Below are 19,656 nucleotides of genomic sequence, written 5' to 3'. Positions count from 1 at the left end.
TATAAGCAATATCATTCTGGTAAGATATAGTTCATTCAGTTAAGATCTTTATACCTGATTTAGTAATCAAGACTGAATGTTCTGCCTGACTGACAAGTCCACCTGTTTTTTCAACAAGAGGTGGGTACCCATGAAAATGGTCTTGAGTCAAAATTTGAGCTAGATTAGAAACTTTACTCTCTTTTTCAATTAAATATTGATTCGCATACCTAAGAGAAAAAGGTAATAACTCAAAACGTTTGGTTAAAATTTTTCCTACCTCTGTTCGGGGATTTCCACTAGAAGAAAAAATCAGCGGTTCACCAAAATTATCAACATACCCAGAATTAAGTCCTTTGCCATCAGTCGCAAACGGTTCTATTGCTAGAATCATACCTTCTTTGATTTTTGTACGCTTTGAAAAAGGCATCGCCTTGACACTTGGAATTGATACTCCTGCATGAAGACGAGCTTTTTCTAATTGATGGCCTGTCAAATTTGAAATCGGCTTGTATCCAAAACGTTCAATAGTTTCTTGTACAACTGATCCAACGTCACTAATTCTGATACCAGGTTTTAATGTCTCGATAGCTTTATCAAGAGCTTCCTGAGATGCTTTAATAAGTCGAACATTCTTTCCGTCGGTAGAAAATGTTTTGGCAGTATCAGAAAGCATCCCATTAACATTAGCACCTATATCAATTTTAATTAAGCCTCGTTTAGGAATTACTCGCTTTTCATCAATATTTGCTGTATCATGCGCTGCGCAATTGTCTAAGCTAATATTTGGAGGAAAAGCTAAATCAGCTCCACGTTTCTGTATTAATTTAACTAAAGTATCATGTAATGCCCCAATCGAAATTCCTGGTTTGATATAAGCTTCAATCTGATCTAATGTTAATTTAGCGATTTTTCCTGATAATTGAAGGTCATGTAATTCTTCGCGAGACCATATCATATGGTGACACCACTAATCAGAGCCTTTATTAATAAAAATAAAAGCTCTTCGCTTTATTTAACAAAAAAAACAACTAAATTCAAATTACTTAGTATTGATAGAGGTAATAATGCCTATTATAATTAAACAACTCCCTATCACACTTAACAATGTAAAATCCTCTGCTAATACGAGGGAAGCAAGTATTAATCCAACAATTACATTTAAAAGAGTGATTAGATTAATCTCTGATGCTTTCAACGAACGAGAAGCATAAATTATAAGAACAAATGGAATTAAAGTCCCGCATATAGCAAGATATAGAATTATTAACCATGAATTTAATGTAAAAATGGAAATATTTGGTAAATGGTGAAAGAAAAGCATAGAAAAAAATATTATGCAGACTGTGTAGAAATTTGAGGTTGTAAAGATCAAAGGGGCATTTTTCATTTGAATAGAGTTTGTTTCATTAGCTAGAATATTTATTTTTTTAGAGATAACAGAATATCCTCCCCAAATAATTCCCGAGAAAAAGACCGATATCGTGCTTAAAAAGAAGATTGTATAATCCTGAGGTGGTTCGATTAATATATTTGCAGTTGAAACCATTATTACTCCCATCAATCCACAAAATATTGCTCCTATAAGTTTTTTCGGTATTTGTTCTTTTAAAATCACCCATGCAATGAATGGGGTGGATATTAGATATATATTTATGAATAAAGCTGCTATGGCGGAAGTAGTCCCGCCTTGACCTAAAAACTGAAGTATATAGGCAATAGCATTAACTACTCCCAAAAAAATAATCCATTTGGTTTTTAATAAGACAAAGAAATCATTAATAGGATTGAGAAGGCTTATAGGAATGAAAATAATTATCAAAGCTATTAAGAACCTTAAAAATAAAAAACCAAGGGGTGGAAGAGGAGGATCAAGATAGGAAAGACCGATTTTTACTATTATATATGTTGTACCCCAGAAAAAAGCTGCAATCATCATTACAAACACAGCGAATAAACGTGTTGTGTGCATATGAAATTGTTCTTCTTCCAAATCAGTTTTAGCCTCTTCACTGAATCCTACCTAATAAAAAGATTCAGTATTTTTTCATTTAAAGATAATTTTATTAGAGATAATTCTTAGGAATGACCACTGATCAGTTGAGGTTTATAGAGCTCTTCTAAACGTACAATATCATAGTCTGTAAGTTTAATTTGTAACGCTTCTACAGCATCTTCGACATGGCTGATATTGGTTGCACCTAAAATAGGTGCAGTAATATAAACTTTACTAAAATGCCATGCTAAAGCAATTTGAGCAGGTTCAACGTCTTTTTCTTTTGCGATTTCAACAACTCGGTCAACAATATCAAAGTCTTCCTTTTTGAAATATCTCAGCTTTAAATAACGATCATATTTACTTCGATTTGATGTCTCTTCTTCTTCACGTTGATATTTACCAGCTAAGAATCCTCGGGCAAGGGGACTCCAAGGAATAAGACCAATATCTTGGTCTTGACACAATGGAATCATTTCTCGTTCTTCTTCTCTATATAAAAGGTTGTAATGGTTTTGCATTGTTTTAAACGGTTCCAAATTGTATTTTTCTGCCATCCAGAGACTTTTTGTAAACTGCCATGCAAACATCGAGCTGGCTCCTATATGAAGGACTTTTCCTTGTTGAATTAGATGATTAAGTGATATGAGAATCTCTTCAATTGGTAAAGATGGATCCAACCGATGAATTTGATATAAATCAACGTGATCAGTTTGTAGCCTTTTTAGCGAATCACGGATTGCTTGTCTAATATGATAGCGTGAGAGTCCATTAGTGTTTGGTTTTGGTTCGGGATCACGACTATAGCCACTTAAGGGGAAAAAGACTTTAGTAGCAATCACAACTTCATCTCTATAATCCTTTAAGATCTCACCAGTTATTTCCTCTGATTTCCCAGCAGAATAGACATTTGCTGTGTCAAAAAAATTAATTCCTAAATCGATTGCTTTCAAAATTATTGATTTTGCTTCTTCAATCCCCAAGGTCCATTTAGATATATTGGGATCGCCAAAAGACATCATTCCTAAACAAATTCGACTAACTCGAATACCAGTCTTTCCTAATAGTTTGTATTCCATTATAATTTCCCTCTTTGGATAATTAATTACAACAAGATTTAGGGTTTTCTTTTCGTAAAATTTTATTAATCTTTTTTCTTAATACTCCACCTATACATCCACAACCTATAGGATGAGAGCGAATTGCCTCAACAGGGCATTGTAATGCACAGGCTCCACATTCTATGCAGAATTTTGCATTTATAATCTCAGCTTTATTATTTTCTTTTGAAATAATTATTATTTGATGAGGACAGACCTCAACACACCATGTACATCCGATGCATTTTTCTTGAAAGATTTTAGCAGTCACTATATACACCTTTCTTAAAATAATAGCGTAATAGGAGGAAATAATATCAACATTGTTATTAAAAAGATTATTATGAGAATCGCTGGTAAAAGAAACAATATCAAATCAGCTTCGACTTCTAAATGATTTGAATAGGGTGTTTGTCCAGCAAAATCCAAACTTACGAGCAGACCAAGGAGCATTATAAGCAGAAACCAGAAAATAATGGTGGAGAGGTTATATGAGGTTTTTAAACCAGTCATGAGAAACAAGATACCTACGCTAGAAATTGTTCCAAAAGTAAGTCCTTTAATGAAAAAGGATCGTGTATAATTGAAAAGGGGGTAAAACCAAGCAAAAAATTGACTTTGGGATAATGCAATAATAGCACCTTGAAACGACACATTAAACCAAAAGAATGATCGATCCAATCCTAAAAAACCCAGAAATCCAGTTAATAAGAAAATTGGGAGAAAATACATTATTAATAGAAATATTGTATGTTGAGTTCCCATAAATGTTCTGTTAACAATATCAAATCTAATTTTGGATTGGGAAGGATATTTTTTTCGACCATTAATCAGATAATTATGGATTTCTTTAATACTTATTGGTCCAAATTTTGGTTCCCATTTGAATTTTGTTATTTCTTTTCTATCAACTCCTGTTGCTGCAAGTTGAGGAATAACAATTTCTTTATGGGTCAGAAATTTATCCACATCAAAGAGTCTGAGTGCATCGATAATACTATGATGGGTAAAATGACCTCCTCCAGCAGCACACCAAACATTAATTCCTTTGGTATCTGCAACGAGTACATAACAGTCAATTTGAAAGTTTTGTAAAGTTTTAGAGACTGTTGAAGCGGTCCAATAGTAATTTGAGGTAACCAACAATGGAGATTGGTTATTTGGATTCCCGACTTTATATAAACCTGGTTTAATACTTTTACGGGTTAAAACTCCATTAAGAATACAATAAAATACTTTTAACCATCGAAATCGTCCCAGTTGACTTTCTAAAGAAAGTAAAGGTGTAATTTCAGGTTCAGAATCTTTTTTTGTTCCATTATATAATTGAATATTCCTTTTTTCCAGTAAAAAGTCACCTTGAAACCAATATTCTAATCTTTTCTTGAAGTCAAGGATAGGATAAGTACTATACCCTTCACGAAAAATATTAATTTGATTAAGAATACCTATTTTTAGTTTATAGAAATATTTCGCAAATCTTGTCTTCGGAAATGTTTCTGCTGCAATAAAAATTTGTCCTTTTGGGGATAAGAGATTAAATATTTGTTTAAGGAAGAGTATTTGTTTAAGAGGTGTGAGTTCTGATAAGACAAAGGTAGAAATAATAAAATCAAATGGTCCTTCTGTTTCTAGTTGCTGATAAATAATATGAGAAGTAAAGTCTCCCAGAATAAATTTAACATCTACATTATTTAATTGAACTTCTTTTAAGGCAAAATCAATCATATCTTTCGAGGTATCGACAGCAGTAACATCTAATCCAAGTTTATTCAATTGAATCGCTAGTTTTCCTGTTCCACTCCCAACCTCCAGCACTTTTCCCGTTTTCCCGATTGTCTTTAATATTAATTCATATATTTCTGCGCTTTCTGGAAATAATTTTTGAAATTCTTTATCATACTGGTCAGGAGATTTTTCAAGAACTTTCATATAGAGAAGACTCATAATATATGATTCATTGGTGTTATACTATATATCTCCAATGGATGTTAACTGCTTGAGTATACTTGATCCTAAGTTATATTGTCACAAATAGTGATATAACAAATAATCAATTAAAAACAATAGTATTAAGGTTAAAGTATCGATTGTAAACAAAGGAAAAGGTTATAATTTAAAATATAGGTTTCACACCGTCTTAATAGCTATAGGATAGGGGAGAGGTGAAAATTCCTTCCATCAGGAAGTCAACAAAATTAATGCTTTGCACACCGCTGAGAATCTTTTCTCTTTTGTGCGATTCAAAAGGAAACAATTATCTCTTTTAAATACTTCAACACTTTGCAAAAATGGTCTATCAATGAAGTAGAAAACTAAAAATAATATTGCAAATGAATAGATCTTCCTGATGGTTGTTTATGCTAACAACAACCTCTAGAATTTCTTTATTAATAATCACTGTAACCCTGTCCTATAATATTAAATCACTTGTATTGTAGTGACTTATATAATTTGCAATTACTTATATTGTTCCCTATAGCCCTATTCTATTATCTGGTTGTAATCTGTTTATTACTGATTTTTTCTGGGACGATTCTGTTTGCTCCTTTTCTATTCTAGGTATGTTCTAGCTGGCCCTGTGGTATAGATCTGCTTTGCTAATCAAACTTGGTTTTCATCTCCACGTAGGAGGACAATGACTAGCACTGTCACCAATATTATACAATCATAGATTATAATATGTCCCTGAATCCTGATTAACCACAATAATTATCCTTTCAGAATCTAGGGATCTATTAAGAATCCCAAGATACCTAACACGAGGAATATAAAAGAGTTCCGATTGGGTAGAGACGAAATCAATTTCTGTACGCAGTAATGAAACTGTAACCTACCACAAAGTACCTATAAGTATGTTAGTTTTCATATTCAAATGTGAAGGCAAAATACAATAGGAAGTATTAGAATTTGCAGACTTGTTAAAATTTGTATCGTTTTGAATCTCTTGGTTCCTAGTGTTGGATTGTCTCCTCACTCATAGTACGGATCTGTTATGCCAATTGAATGGTACATTGCTGTACGTAGAGCGAGGTCTCTTGGATCAGTAAGTGACATACCCATCCCATTGAGGACATACCCATATCCTATCTTAGCTTGTGGATCCGCAAATCCAAATGAACCTCCTGTTCCTGGCATCCCAAATGAGCTAGGAGAACCCCAGGGGGTCTTTGGAGAGGGTTTCGTGAAACTGAGAGAGAATGGTATCTCCACTTTTAGGGCTAGATCTCTGGATCCTTGTAATGGAGCAACGGGGGGTGCCATTAATTGTTGAAGTGTATCCTCTCGCACTCCAAGTTCCTTTCCACCTGTCGCAAAAACGCTGTATGCATGAGCAATGGCACGGGCTGTTCCCACACCTCCTCCTGAAGGAACTTCGAAATTCCTAGCATAAATATGTTCTTTGTCCAAGGAAATGTCACTCCCAAATAGCGATCTACGGAATGTAGAATTTTTGTACATCGATGCAAGAACCAAGCGGAATGGCATACCTCGTATCGCCAAAAGGCCAATCTTGGCAGTTCGAAGGGTAGCTAGTCTGGAATTTGGAATTTCTTCAGGAAGTCGAATGTAGAAGTCGAGACCAAGTGGAGTAGCAATTTCATCTTGGAAGTACTGCCCTAGGCTACGGCCATTGGGGTCAACGTGGCGCAAGAGCTCGCTTTGGTAGTATCCAAGGCTGATAGCGTGATATCCCTGCTTCGTTCCTGGCTCCCATGCAGGTTTTTGTCGTGCTAAGTTCTCTGCTAGGCGATCAAGGTCTGCTATCGTGTTCTTGTCACCTTGTCCATCGAATTCAAAGAGTCCCGCTTGATGTGCTAGTAGCTGTCGAATAGTGATATTCTCTTTACCCTCTTGAGCAAATTCAGGCCAATACTTTGAGATACATTCATCGAAGTCAAATAATCCCCGTGAATGAGCAAGTGCCATAGCTAATCCAGCTAATCCCTTTGTAGTTGACCAAACAATCACCATGGTATCTTCTTCCCATGGTTCTCCAGTAGTTTCGCTTCTAATGCCACCCCATAAGTCGACTACTTTTTCTCCTCGGTGGTAAATACAACAGGCTGCCCCTAGTTCATTTCGTTGCTCAAAGTTCTCAGCGAAGGCTTCCTGTACAGCTTCAAACCTAGGTTTGACAAACCCTGAAATCACACTTTTTTTGGTCACTTTGATTCACCCTGTGGTTTATATATAGAACGATTAATGTACATTTAGTATACATTTATATATAATATGCCTATACGCAACAGGGACAAAGTGCTCTAGTATTTTGGTTCTAACGGATGGAAATGAGGTTTATTGTTTATGAGTTCACAAAAGCAGGACCCAGATATGAAACCCGAAGAATTAGGAAGTACTGTTCCTTTCAGAGAAATAACCCGCAGATCTACTTGGCCCATAGACCTTCTTAACAACCTAGCACCGAAAAACCGTATCTATGGGCTAGTTGAGATTGATGTCACAGAAGCACGGAAGTTTATCATAGAGAATGAAGTAAAGACTGGAGAGAAGCTTTCTTTCACAGCTTGGGTGATAAAATGTATTGCTCAAGCCATAGGCGAGCATAGAGAAATTCAAGCCTTTAAGAAAGGAAAAATAAAGCTCATTGTCTTCGAGGATGTTGATGTTGGCATGATAATCGAGCGGCAGGTGAATTCAGAAAAGGTTCCTACTCAATACATCGTGAGGAAGGCGAACGAGAAGAGCTTCAGGCAGATTAATGATGAAATTCGTCGGGTCCAGAGGTTAGAAACCAGTGGACGTTTCATAGCTGGTGAAGGGATTCCTGAGTCAGTCAGTGTCTTTCTTCGCTTACCAGGCTTCCTGAAGAAGCCTTTTTGGTGGAAAATTAGATCAGATCCTTTTCTAAGGAAGCGTCTCATGGGTACTGTTGGTGTCACAGCAGTAGGTATGTTCGGAAAAGGCGGGGGATGGGCCATCCCAATCGGTTTGCATCCTGTTGTGTTCGCATTGGGGGGAATCTTTAAGAAGCGAAGAGATCTAGCTAACCCTGTCGACATTGGCGAATACCTCAGTATGACTGTGATGTTTGATGAGGAGGTGTCCCTTGGAGCTCCCGCGACTCGATTCCTCGCTAAGCTTTCGGAATTAATGCAAATGGGTTTTGGCCTCAAATGAGTAAAAATATAGAGCTATTTGAATTGTATATCTTCAATGGATGGTAATTAATTGAGTATTTCTAATTCTAGATTATATCGTCTTGCAATAATTGACTTAACAAATAAATCTGTTTCATTAGAGTCAATTGGATTTAGTGAAGAAAAATTTTTAAAATTTTTAGGTGGTCATGGCATAGTTATTGATTATCTCTTAAGAAATATGCCTGCTAAAGTTGATCCTCTCTCTCCAGATAATTTTTTATGCTTTATTACAGGAATATTTAGTGCAACACGAATTCCTTTTTCTGGACGGTTTACTGTTGCATCTAAATCTCCACTGACTAATACATGGGGAGAGGCTAACTGTGGTGGACGTTTTGGGCCAGAATTAAGAAAATCTGGATTTGATGGTCTTATAATTAAAGGAAAATCTAAAGAGCTAAGTATTCTACGTATTACTGATGATTCAGTAGAGATTATTTCCTCACCTCATTTAAAAGGGAAGGATTGTTTAGAAACTGAGGAAATACTGCAGAATCAATATGGAAAGGTACATGTTGCCTCTATAGGATTAGCTGGAGAGAATAAAGTATTAATTAGTGGTATTGTGACCGATAAAGGACGAATAGCGGCTAGAAGTGGTTTAGGTGCAGTCATGGGGTCTAAAAATTTGAAAGCTATTGTCGTTAGTGGAACAAAGGATATACCAGTAAGTGACCCAGATGGATTAACCGAGCTTAGAAAATTGGTTAATAAACGGATAAATAAAGGAATTAGTTCATTAATGGAACCTGCTTTAAAAGCTTCAACGATATTTGCACCATGGATTCGACGCTTCAGGATTAAAAACTTCGGCTCTATGAGTCCTTCTAATCTAGTGATAGAGGGGTATAGAAAGTGGGGAACTTGTGCTGGAACGGCTATTGCAGTAGAAACAGGAGATGGTCCAGTAAAAAATTGGGGTGGTTCTCATAAGGATTTTCCGTTAAAAAATAGTATAAAAATAACTGGAGATAATGTAATACAATATCAGATCAAAAGCTATGGATGTCATTCCTGTCCAATGGCTTGTGGAGGAATAATGCGTTATTCAGATGAAAGATATACTTTTGAAGATACCCATAAGCCTGAATATGAAACATTAGCAATGCTGGGATCAAATCTCCTGAATGATGATCTAGGATCAATTTTTCAGCTTAATGACTTTTGTAATAGACAGGGAGTGGATACAATCGCGGCTGGTGCATTAATAGCTTATGCTATAGAGGCACAGGAAACAGGACGGTTAACAGCTCAAGATTTAGAAGGTTTAATCCTAGATTGGGGACACCCGCAAAACTATTTGGCCTTTTTAGAGCTAATAGTTCATCGTAGAGGCCTTGGGGATCGGTTTGCAGAAGGATTAAAAGCAGTTGAAAAGGAATTGGGAGAAGAATATGCGATGCATATCCAAAATCAACCAATTCCAGCTCATGATCCCCGTTATTCTAAAACACTTGTTTTACCCTATCGAATAGATCCAGCTCCTGGTCGACATACTGCATTTATGGAGTTGATGATTGGATTATCTAAATATAACGAAATGTATCCTGAATTAGATAAGAAGGATCAAATCTCTAATTTTTATTTTTATAATCAACTCACTTCGTCACTGGGGTTATGTCAATTTTCTTTAGTAACGGGAAATTTCCCAATAGCTGAATTCTTAAAATTAACTCTGGGTTCAACCTATTCAGGAAAAGAACTTGCAATAATTGGTGAAAGAATTTTTACTCTTAAACATTTGTTCAACATTCGTGAAGGAATTAATCCTTTAGCATTCAAATTACCTACTCGACTTCTTAAAACAGCAATTAGTGGCCCAAATAAAGGTATTACTGTCGAAGAAGAAAATCAGATTATACGTGATTTTTATAATAAATTGAAATGGGATTTAGAGACTTCATTACCTAATAAAAATCACTTGCAAGATTTAGGATTAATTGAATATTCCAATCTGCTTGATACTCCTTCTTGAGTTTCAGATATAATAAAAATAATATTTTTCGACCTGTTCCAAATATATAAATAATTTGTCGCTTTACAGAAGATTTTAGTAAAAATTAAAAGTTGTATTTTTATGACACAATCCTTTTCAAAGAATCTATATTTAATAGGAATAATTCCTTTCTTAACCCAACAATCATTTGGAAGTGAAATCAATGACTGAAGATTATGTAGATAGCGTTAACAAACTCCGTGAAAACTTTTTAACTGAAAAGTCTCAAAAAGTATTTCGAAAGTGGAATAAAGTAATGTCGTTTGAATTCAGTGATATTGGAAAACATTATTATTTCAAAATTGAAAATGGTACTCCTAGCGAGATCCAAGAAGGAGAACCTGAAAAATCAGATGTCAAAATCACCACTGATTCTGAAACATGGGTTGGAATCATGTCTGGGGAGATAGGTGGGATGAAAGCTTATACTGCTAAAAAGTTGAAAGTAAAAGGAAGTATGCCTGATTTATTAAAACTTCAAAAATTGATGAAATGAATACCTACAAAAGAGGTTTTTCATTTGGACGATCAATTATTGAAACAATCATTATGTAAGACAATGAAGGAGCTTTATTCAGAAAAGATCTTGACCGATATAGGGGGAAACTTAAGTTTTCGGTCTGTTGAAGAAACTGATAAATTTTGGATAACTCCTTCAGGATTGAAAAAAGACTTAGTTGAACCGAAAGATCTCATTCAAATGACACTGCATGGTGAAATAGTAAAGGAACATTCTACCTATTCACCGAGTGTAGAATGGCCTATGCATCTCCGTGTTTATCAAGAAGATGAAGATTTCCGCTTTATTATTCATTCTCATGCTCCTTTAGCAACAGCGGTCTCAATTCTAGAAAATCCACCTGAATTTCAACCTTTTACTGCAGAATTAGCTTTTCTTGTTCCCGAGGTAGTGATTGTACCATATGAGAGAAGTGGATCAAAAGAATTGGGTGAAGCAGTTGCAACAGCTCTTTGGGACAGTCAGGTTCTTATACTCCAAAATCATGGAGTGATTTCTGTCAGTGAGGAATCCTTTCAGAGAGCAGCTATAAAAACCAGAGCTTTAGAGGAATATTTACAACTTTATTTAAATGCAAAGCAGTTCGAAGGAAAACTTCGTCGTTTTCCTGATTGGGATTAGGTGAATTGAATGAATATTTATTATTTATCGCTTGATGCAGGAACTAGTGGAGGAAAAGCGGTAATTATTGATGAAATAGGAAAAATTAAAGGATTTTCAAAGATTCCATGGAGTCAACATTATTTGATACCTGAAGGTCTTGAGCCTTATGGTCACGAATTCAATCCTGATCTATTTTGGAATATTCTTGTAAAGTGTATTCAACAAGCATTAGAGAATGCATCAGTTGAAGCACGTGAAATAAAGGCAATTTCTGCAACATCTCAACGACATGGGTGTGTATTTCTCAATAAAGAAGGAAAAGAGATATATGCAGGACCCAATCGTGATGCTAGAGGATTAGAAGTTGATGTTGAAGAATACATGACTAATGAGGAACTTTTCCGAATAACTGGCCATGGAGCTCCATTTTTATTCGCACTACCACGATTACTCTGGTTTAAAGAAAATGAAGAAGAAAAATATAATATGATTAAACACCTATTAACAATAGATGGATGGGTAAATTATCGTTTAACTGGAAAATATACTAGTGATGATACTGCAGCAGCTGAAACACTATTATTTGATATCACTGCAAGAAAATGGTCTGATAAAATTATGGAAGAATTTAATTTTTCTCATGAGATTCTTCCTGAACTTTTACAATTCGGGGAGGTTATTGGTTCAATTAACCCAGAAATTAGCCAACAGTTAGGATTCTCTAGCCAGATACCCGTGATTATGAGTGCTGCAGATACCCAAGCTTCTTTGATTGGATGTGGAGCTATTCATCCTAATTCTATGGGTGTTGTCGCTGGTTCAACAATGCCATTACAATTTGTCGTACAAAAACCTTTAATTGATCCAGATCAGAATATATGGACTGGTGCTTTTCCTCTTCATCGTTGGGTAATTGAATCGAATGCAGGGTCAGGTGGAGACATTCACCATTGGTTTATTGAATCAATTTTATCCCCTCTAGAGGTTCATAATCCATGGGAAAAATTTGAACAGCTTGTTTTGTCTGAAGCTCCTGGATCAGGTGGAGTGTTTGCAGATTTAGGTCCTCAAATATTCTCAGCTCAGAAAATGTTGCTAATTCCTAGTGGAGGGGGTTATCAATTTACTCCCATTGCTTATTCTTTTGATAATCCTATAAATATTGGTTCTTTTGCTCGAGCTTTACTTGAAAACCTTAGTTATGCTGTCAGGGCAAATTACGAACAAATCAGCGATCTAACTGGTGTTCCTTCTTCTGAAATTAATTTAGTTGGAGGATTAAGTCGTTCAAAAGCTTTTGCCCAAATTTTATCGAATGTTCTTAATTCTGAGATCAGAGTATTAGAACCTGAGGGTGCAGCTCTAGCTGGAGCGATTGCAAGCATGATTGGTCTTGGAGTGTACAAGGATATGGAGGAAGCTTGCAAGTTCTTCAGAGAACATATTTATTTCTATCCTCAAGAAGCTGAAAATGCTGAATATGAGTCATTATATCCGCGATGGAAAGAGATTTACCAAGAGTCACGAACTGAAGAGTGAACTCTGTATTTTAGGAGATCCAATGAATGAAAGTTTTAATAACGGCTCCATTTCATGAGAATGGTCTTAGAATACTCCAAAATCACCCTCAATTGAATGTTCAATATGAAAATTGGAGGAAAACAGGCAAGTTATTTTTTGATGATGAAGAACTAATTTTAAAATTAAATAATGAGAACATAGAAATCATTATTACAGAAGCTGATGAAATTGATGCTTGGGTAATAGAGAAAACCCATTTAAAATTGATTGCGTCAACTCGAGGAACTCCTGTTAATATTGATGCTGAAGCAGCTGAAGAAAAAGGAATCCCTGTTATTTATACACCCCATAGAAATGCTGATGCAGTAGCAGATTTAACAGTTGGTATGATGCTATCTCAAGCAAGGAAAATTATTCAATTGGATAGATTTCTGCGAAGTGGAGAGTTTGACATATCAGAATTAGATGAAAGCGGATTTGCGGAATTCTATAACCAATTCATTGGAATTGAATTGGGTGGATTGACAATTGGGATAATAGGATTTGGCCAAATTGGCCAAAGAGTAGCTAAACGTCTACATCTTGGCTTTGGATCGAAAATAATCTATTATGACCCTTATATAGATTCAAATCATCTAGTTGTTAAAGAAACCCTAGCTCAAGCTGTTGAGCTAGAAGAGTTGATGAAAGAATCTGATCTGATCACGATTCATACTCCTCCGATAGAGGAAACAGAAGGACTCATTACCAAAGAATTGTTTGCATTGATGAAGCCAACAGCGCATTTTTTTAATCTTGCTCGTTCCTTTTGCATCGATGAAGATGCTCTTTATGAAGCTCTTGTAAAAAAGAAGATAGCAGGTGCTGGCCTCGATGTTTTCGATGATGAACCAGTTGATTCAGATAACCGTTTCTTAAAACTTCCCAATGTTACAGTTATGCCTCATTTTGGTGGAAATACTCAAGATGTAATCCGACACCAAACTGAAATGATTGTCTCTGATATTTTAAGTTTTCTTGAAGGTAAAAATCTTAAATATCAATGGAAAACATAAATAAGGATCCGAAATTTACTTTCGACCAAACGCTAAGGCTACTAATTCAACTGCATCATCAAAAATATAAACAGGAACCACTGTTAATTCTCCTGCTTCATTGCCATATCTTAGATTAAACATACGGCAAAAAGATTCTAATGCTGACCAAAGAAACTGAGAGACTCTATCTACTATAAGAAAGGTAATGAAATTATCATTATAAGCCAGCATGAGTTGTTTCTTTTCAAATTGAATTAATTTGATATTGGTTGTTTGGATCATATCTCGAAAAAGCGATAGAACCGCATAGACTCCCCCAGATAAGAGAAGATCTTGCTCCCCTTTTAGACGAGTGCTGAAAATTTTTTCCTGATTAAAATCTTCAAAATCATATGAAAATAAAGGAATACCTGATTGGTTCATAACAAGAATTTTTTCATTTCGTTGAAATTGCAAGAATCCAATAGGAGCTTTAACATATGCTTGAAACATTGTATAATGCCCTAAAAGAACTGTTATATGAGGAGCAAAATGTTTCAAAAAAACTTGGACGTCAGGGGGTGTAATGTTTCTAAGAATATTGCCTGAAACGACTAAAAGAAGGGTGAAAAGATAATAAAAAATGATCGAATATTCCATTAACTTTATTTGACGTTTTTGTATTTTTTCATGAGGAGCAATTAATTTATTTATTTGATTCAATGAATGTAAAGTTATAATGACAACATAACCCACAAAATAGGGTGCAGGAAAATTAGTAGAAAATAAAAAGCTTAGAAAAAAATAAAATAACTCTTGCACATCATTGGTCATCAAAGGCGGAGTTAATTCACTGATATTAACTGTTTCTGGGATGATATAATGATAAAGAAGATTTAGAATAAATGCTCCTAAAAAGACACCATAAATACCCATATGAATTGGATTTATTCGTTCATTACGAAAATATTCTATGAAAAGAAGAAAAATCCCAGCAGATATACCCCCAAAAAAGGGTAAAAGGGAAGTAAAAAAATTATTTCCCACATCAAGATAAGCATTGACAGGATTATTAAAGTTTATAAGGAAAAAGAGTAATTCTATAGCAATAAAAGCGATAAATACGATATATAAACTAGAAAGAATAGCTACTACAAGAAGTTTCGTTCTTCGGTATCTTTTTGCTATAAAATAGAATAAAGTAATGTTAGAAACCACTTCACAGAAAAAAATAATTAATCCGCATAATTGGATTGGGAACATAAATCTAATGACTCCATACATTTTTAGTATTTATTCGTAATAAAACTTCTTATTTAGAATAAAATAAGAAAAGAATAAGTGCTGCTTAACAAAATATTATATAGTTTTTCTAAAAAGCATTTTATTCAATTAAAAATCACAATTAAAATCTTTAAGGGATATTTTATTTTAGGTTTTAAAAACCTGATAATTTCAAGCTAAATAGAGTCAAATGAGGGCTTTTAATGAGTAGCAATGATATACCACTAGAAGCAATTATTAATTTCATAACAGATGAATTGGAAAAGACACCAGAAAAGATTGAATATAAGAAAACCACTTATAGCTGGATTAAATGGTTAAAAAAGCAAAAAATTCGTTATAAGGAGAAAAAAATTACTGCTTATCAATACTTTACGGCAGTTCATGGATTGGCTCAATTTGTACAGGATTCGTTGGATTTTTCTAGTAAAGAACTTGATTCAATCCTAAATTATGAGTATTGTCAAGTTTGTCTGAAAAGTCTATCTGAAGGAGATCTTGAAAAGAAAACTTGCCCTTCATGTCGAATGCCTCTTTCTCAACTTCGGGGCGTTAGTCAAAAGGAAAATATTCCTGTCCCTAATAAAAGAGATTCTATTTCAGGAACAATTTATCAATTTCAAATGTTTATTTTCCCCAAGAAGATTTTCAATTATCTTCGTTATGGTATTGATACATGGATGCCTTTCCTCATTCTTTATACAATTTCAAGTATAATTCTAATAATCTTTACAATTATAACAGTACCAAGATTTGTTTATGGAAATCCAGTAAAACAAATGGAATGGGTACCGCTTCAAAATGAAATAATTAGTGATGGTATAATTGGATACTTGATACTTAACTTAATCTTATTCCTGTTATATACAACAGTTATATACTTAATAACTTATGATGCTCCCTTGAAGATTGAATATTTACAGACTCTTAAAATAATTTCAGTATTAATAGCGCCTAAAGTGATTTTTCTTCCTATATTAGCTCTAATAAATCAATTGAGTAATTATGAAACATATGTGCTAAATTATAATGTTTCTTTTGATCAAGCTCGCTTTTTGATTTTTAACATCACAGATTATGCAGGAACATTCGGAATAATACTTGAATTTTTTTCCTTTGTTTTTATTATAATCTACTTATTTTTGGCAATTGAATATTTATGGGGTTTTGAACGTGAGGTTGGTTATCTTAGAATAATTCCCCTAATCATAATGACATTATTATTAACTTTCGGGTTCCCTATTCATCTATAAAATAGCTATTTTAACTCTGATCACTTTTACGTTTTGAATAATATTGAATCTCTGGCCAACAGCTCCATCCGTTTTTCTCGAAGCAATTTTTACTTGGGGTATTATCTGCTTCAATTAGAGCTCCATAAACGGTAATATCAAGGCTTTTAAAATAATTTTCACAATATTGGATTAATTGAGAAGCAATACCCTGTCGTCGATAATTTGGATGAACTGCGAGTCGATTTATCCATCCCTTTCTCCCATCTTGACTTATTAATACAACACCTACCAAAGTTTTCTCTGAAAAATAACCTATAATAATAATTGATCCTGTATTTAGTTGTTTTTCAAGGCTTAAATAACTATCACGTCCTTTTTCTTTCAATGGTAAATTGGTAAGATACCACAGATCTAATATTTGCGAATATTGCTCAATTGATAGAATTTCTATCATGTTTTCATCACTCTTTTTATTAATTAAAAATCCGATGGAAGCATTTAAGAACTATTAATATTATTTTGGCTTAACAATTGAATTGACTAGAATTTCCACTTGAGCTAAAATTATTTTTTCCTTACTTGGTGAGCTTGGATATTTCATTCTCTTTCAAGGTCAGAAGGGACTCCCATTAATGATTGTAGGATCGCGATATTTTAGTAAAAGTGAACTTTTTCATCTTCTTATTCAAAAATGTAATGATAAAAAGATTAATTACAATTAATTCAATAACTACAACAGAACTAAAAAGCAATCTCTCATGTCTCATTGAAGAGGGAGAAGGTATTCTAAAAACCCTAGATGCATCTAAAAAGCCTAAAAATGATTTTGATACGGTTGAAAAATTCCTTCAAGACATATTAGAGGGAAAAACTTTAAACAATTCAATAAGATAATTAATTTTTATCGAATATCTTAGATTAGAGGCCAATTTATGTCAAATGAAGATAATAGAATTTCTTGGGATAAATTAAGCGATTATTATCAAGCTCAAACAATTATATCTCTAGAGGATGTTCATTATGGTCCTTATGCTCCCAGTGAAAAGCATTTGAAGTTATTAGATGATGTCAAAGGTAAAGATTGCCTCGAATTAGGGTGTGGAGGAGGACAAATATCCATTGTTTTAGCAAAGTGGGGAGCTAAATCTGTCACTGGATTAGATATCTCTGAAAAACAATTACTTTATGCTCAAGGTCTTGCTTCAAGAGAAAATGTGAATATAAAGTTTATAAGGCAAGATATGGAAAATCTTTCCACAACTTTTCTAGATGAATCATTTGATCTAATTATTTCCGTACATGCAATCAGTTATGTAGAAGATATTCAGAAAGTCTTCAATGAGAGTTTTAGAATTTTAAGGAATAATGGACAATTTCTAATCTGTATTTTACATCCAATTCAATTTGTTTTATGGGAAGCCTTAGAAGAATACAACTTCGAGAAAATATATTCATATTTTAATGAATCACGTGACATATGGAATTGGGAGGATGAAAATCAACAAAAAATCGCTTCATTTGGTCAACGATATAGACGCTTTGAAGAGTTAATTAATAGTCTAATTTACTCTGGTTTTCTAATTGAAAGAATTGTAGAACCAAAAGGTTTTAACAGAGAACAGCTTCGACAATCAAATTTTAAGGAACTTGCATATTACGACAGAAAAATTAATGAAAAATTCATTCGGGTCAATCAAATTATTCCTTTTTCATTGATAATTTCTTGTCGAAAAAAGAAGGTGTTTTAATTTGGATTCATATAGAAAAATTTGGAAAGGTCGTTATTCAAGAATATTAAGACATCGTCAACAATTATGGGAAAATTTGACACAATTTAATGAAGATGAATTTAAAAAAAGACCAAAAGAAAATTTATGGTCAATAGACGAAATATTACGGCATATCCTTGGTTCTGAAATTCGGTATATTCATCAAAGTTTTGATCCAAATCGTAGTCAAACTGATTTAAGTGTGCGAGCACAATGGGTCAGAAATGTCTTTTTCCGAATAGAAGAGAGAGTACATTATTCATTAGAAGAAATTAAGGAAAAATTCCTAGTCACTGAAGATTTTTCAGAACATATTCTAGAAGCAGAAGATTCCTCTTATGAAAAGGACACAAAGGCACCTTGGGGAGAAAAGATGAAAATATTTCAATTGTTGGAAGAATGGTATGACCATGATAATTATCATAGGGGCCAAATTTATTATTTAATTAATTTATATTCAAAACCCTCCTTTACCTAATAGATTTCTTAAAAATCTAAATTTCAATTGCAAAAAGAAATAAAAGCCAAGATCTTTATTTAACTTCTATACAAATACTCTTCTGGAATCAACAGGAATATTAACCTAAAGAATCAATTATATTAAACATGAGATTTGTCCAGCATTGTCCGAATTGTGGAGCTTCTGACATCCGTGGAGCATTTAAATTTAGCCCAGGAATGTATACATTTTCTGTACCAATAGCATTTCCTAAAACTGCAACCCTTGAAATTTATATCTGTGCTGAATGTGGATACACACAGTTTTTTACCGATGAAAAAGGTTTAATGAATGTTAGGGAATATTCCTCTTCACCACATGAAAAGGAGAAGCCTCCACCATCAAGATGGGTCAGCTGCGGGATTTGTGGGGCTAACTTTAAAGGAAATTTCTGTCCAAAATGCGGAGAACCTTTTGATCGGTCTTAATGATGATTAATTAATAATTTAGCTCCACTATCCTAATGTAAAGGAAACCTACTGCTGTAGAAAACAGAAAGGACAAAAAAAAGCAAATTAAATCCAAAAAGTTGAGAAAATGAAATGTATTCTGATCGTGAGATAACCAATCATATAGAGAGCTTTAAAGGTCAGGAATAGAAAATATGAAAGGGATATTTCAGATGAGTTTTCATCATATATTCTAATCAAAATATCTAAGCCTCTACATTTGACTTCTTAATTCAAGAACAAATATTGTTTTCTATCAACCAGCGAATTAAATTTTACATTTTTTTAGCGATCCTTGTAAGAACTGAAATTTCCAACTACAATCGTAAAAGAAAATATAAATTTTTATTATTAAAAGTCAATTTAATTAAAAAAAGTGAGTAAAATTGCCACAATCTGAATTGAGGATTGAAATATCCCCTAAAGTACTTTATCAACAACTACGCAATGGTTACAGGCCCCTTTTATTAGATGTACGGGGAATCCAAAAACATAAGGAGTGGACAATCTTTGATAGCCTTAAT

Annotated in this window: 18 protein-coding genes; 10 read left to right on the top strand and 8 right to left on the bottom strand. The window is 33.9% G+C overall.

The features are described 5' to 3' along the window. Window positions 1–31: 31 nt before the first annotated feature. From map to ACWVCY_RS02330, 6 genes are all read right to left on the bottom strand, one after another. Window positions 32–937, bottom strand: a complete 906-nt coding sequence (map, locus tag ACWVCY_RS02355) for a type II methionyl aminopeptidase (protein WP_455140084.1) — start codon at window positions 935–937, stop codon at window positions 32–34. A gap of 84 nt (window positions 938–1,021) precedes the next feature. Continuing rightward, window positions 1,022–1,972 carry a DMT family transporter gene (locus ACWVCY_RS02350; RefSeq protein WP_455140083.1) on the bottom strand — a complete coding sequence of 317 codons (951 nt, stop codon included), beginning with the start codon at window positions 1,970–1,972 and terminating at the stop codon, window positions 1,022–1,024. Between the two features lie 86 nt (window positions 1,973–2,058). Continuing rightward, complete coding sequence (locus ACWVCY_RS02345) at window positions 2,059–3,054, bottom strand: aldo/keto reductase (protein ID WP_455140082.1); 996 nt, start codon at window positions 3,052–3,054, stop codon at window positions 2,059–2,061. Between the two features lie 22 nt (window positions 3,055–3,076). Next, window positions 3,077–3,346 (bottom strand): 4Fe-4S dicluster domain-containing protein, encoded by a 270-nt coding sequence (locus tag ACWVCY_RS02340; RefSeq protein ID WP_455140081.1) that lies wholly within the window; start codon window positions 3,344–3,346, stop codon window positions 3,077–3,079. A gap of 14 nt (window positions 3,347–3,360) precedes the next feature. After that, entirely contained in the window at window positions 3,361–5,007 is a 1,647-nt protein-coding gene (locus ACWVCY_RS02335) for a methyltransferase domain-containing protein (RefSeq protein WP_455140080.1), read from the bottom strand. Window positions 5,008–6,048: 1,041 nt separating this feature from the next. Continuing rightward, window positions 6,049–7,245, bottom strand: a complete 1,197-nt coding sequence (locus ACWVCY_RS02330) for a serine hydrolase domain-containing protein (RefSeq protein WP_455140079.1) — start codon at window positions 7,243–7,245, stop codon at window positions 6,049–6,051. Between the two features lie 138 nt (window positions 7,246–7,383). Between ACWVCY_RS02330 and ACWVCY_RS02325 the strand changes: the two genes are divergently transcribed. From ACWVCY_RS02325 to ACWVCY_RS02300, 6 genes are all read left to right on the top strand, one after another. Continuing rightward, entirely contained in the window at window positions 7,384–8,217 is an 834-nt protein-coding gene (locus ACWVCY_RS02325; RefSeq protein ID WP_455140078.1) for a 2-oxo acid dehydrogenase subunit E2, read from the top strand. A gap of 51 nt (window positions 8,218–8,268) precedes the next feature. Beyond that, window positions 8,269–10,215 carry an aldehyde ferredoxin oxidoreductase family protein gene (locus ACWVCY_RS02320; RefSeq protein WP_455140077.1) on the top strand — a complete coding sequence of 649 codons (1,947 nt, stop codon included), beginning with the start codon at window positions 8,269–8,271 and terminating at the stop codon, window positions 10,213–10,215. Between the two features lie 184 nt (window positions 10,216–10,399). Further along, window positions 10,400–10,732, top strand: coding sequence for an SCP2 sterol-binding domain-containing protein (locus ACWVCY_RS02315; protein ID WP_455140076.1), 333 nt, complete (start codon window positions 10,400–10,402; stop codon window positions 10,730–10,732). Window positions 10,733–10,756: 24 nt separating this feature from the next. Continuing rightward, on the top strand, window positions 10,757–11,377 hold the full coding sequence (locus ACWVCY_RS02310) for a class II aldolase/adducin family protein (RefSeq protein ID WP_455140075.1): 621 nt from the start codon (window positions 10,757–10,759) through the stop codon (window positions 11,375–11,377). 9 nt (window positions 11,378–11,386) lie between these two features. Next, window positions 11,387–12,898: an FGGY-family carbohydrate kinase gene (locus tag ACWVCY_RS02305; protein WP_455140074.1), complete on the top strand. Its 1,512-nt coding sequence runs from the start codon at window positions 11,387–11,389 to the stop codon at window positions 12,896–12,898. Window positions 12,899–12,924: 26 nt separating this feature from the next. Then, window positions 12,925–13,935, top strand: a complete 1,011-nt coding sequence (locus ACWVCY_RS02300) for an NAD(P)-dependent oxidoreductase (protein ID WP_455140073.1) — start codon at window positions 12,925–12,927, stop codon at window positions 13,933–13,935. Window positions 13,936–13,950: 15 nt separating this feature from the next. On the opposite strand, the gene ACWVCY_RS02295 is transcribed toward ACWVCY_RS02300, so the two are convergent. Beyond that, window positions 13,951–15,159 (bottom strand): hypothetical protein, encoded by a 1,209-nt coding sequence (locus tag ACWVCY_RS02295; RefSeq protein WP_455140072.1) that lies wholly within the window; start codon window positions 15,157–15,159, stop codon window positions 13,951–13,953. Window positions 15,160–15,383: 224 nt separating this feature from the next. Between ACWVCY_RS02295 and ACWVCY_RS02290 the strand changes: the two genes are divergently transcribed. Then, entirely contained in the window at window positions 15,384–16,433 is a 1,050-nt protein-coding gene (locus tag ACWVCY_RS02290) for a hypothetical protein (protein ID WP_455140071.1), read from the top strand. Window positions 16,434–16,443: 10 nt separating this feature from the next. On the opposite strand, the gene ACWVCY_RS02285 is transcribed toward ACWVCY_RS02290, so the two are convergent. Next, window positions 16,444–16,869, bottom strand: coding sequence for a GNAT family N-acetyltransferase (locus tag ACWVCY_RS02285; protein WP_455140070.1), 426 nt, complete (start codon window positions 16,867–16,869; stop codon window positions 16,444–16,446). 478 nt (window positions 16,870–17,347) lie between these two features. Between ACWVCY_RS02285 and ACWVCY_RS02280 the strand changes: the two genes are divergently transcribed. From ACWVCY_RS02280 to ACWVCY_RS02270, 3 genes are all read left to right on the top strand, one after another. Beyond that, window positions 17,348–18,163 carry a class I SAM-dependent methyltransferase gene (locus ACWVCY_RS02280; protein WP_455140069.1) on the top strand — a complete coding sequence of 272 codons (816 nt, stop codon included), beginning with the start codon at window positions 17,348–17,350 and terminating at the stop codon, window positions 18,161–18,163. 1 nt (window position 18,164) lies between these two features. Beyond that, the gene (locus tag ACWVCY_RS02275) at window positions 18,165–18,662 is read left to right on the top strand and encodes a DinB family protein (RefSeq protein ID WP_455140068.1); all 498 of its coding nucleotides are present in this window, start codon (window positions 18,165–18,167) and stop codon (window positions 18,660–18,662) included. 128 nt (window positions 18,663–18,790) lie between these two features. Next, the gene (locus ACWVCY_RS02270) at window positions 18,791–19,111 is read left to right on the top strand and encodes a hypothetical protein (RefSeq protein ID WP_455140067.1); all 321 of its coding nucleotides are present in this window, start codon (window positions 18,791–18,793) and stop codon (window positions 19,109–19,111) included. Window positions 19,112–19,656 lie beyond the last annotated feature (545 nt).

The organism is Candidatus Hodarchaeum mangrovi (genome assembly GCF_975850365.1).
The sequence above is the reverse complement of the archived record's forward strand: the minus strand, read 5'-3'. Positions and strand labels throughout refer to the sequence as shown.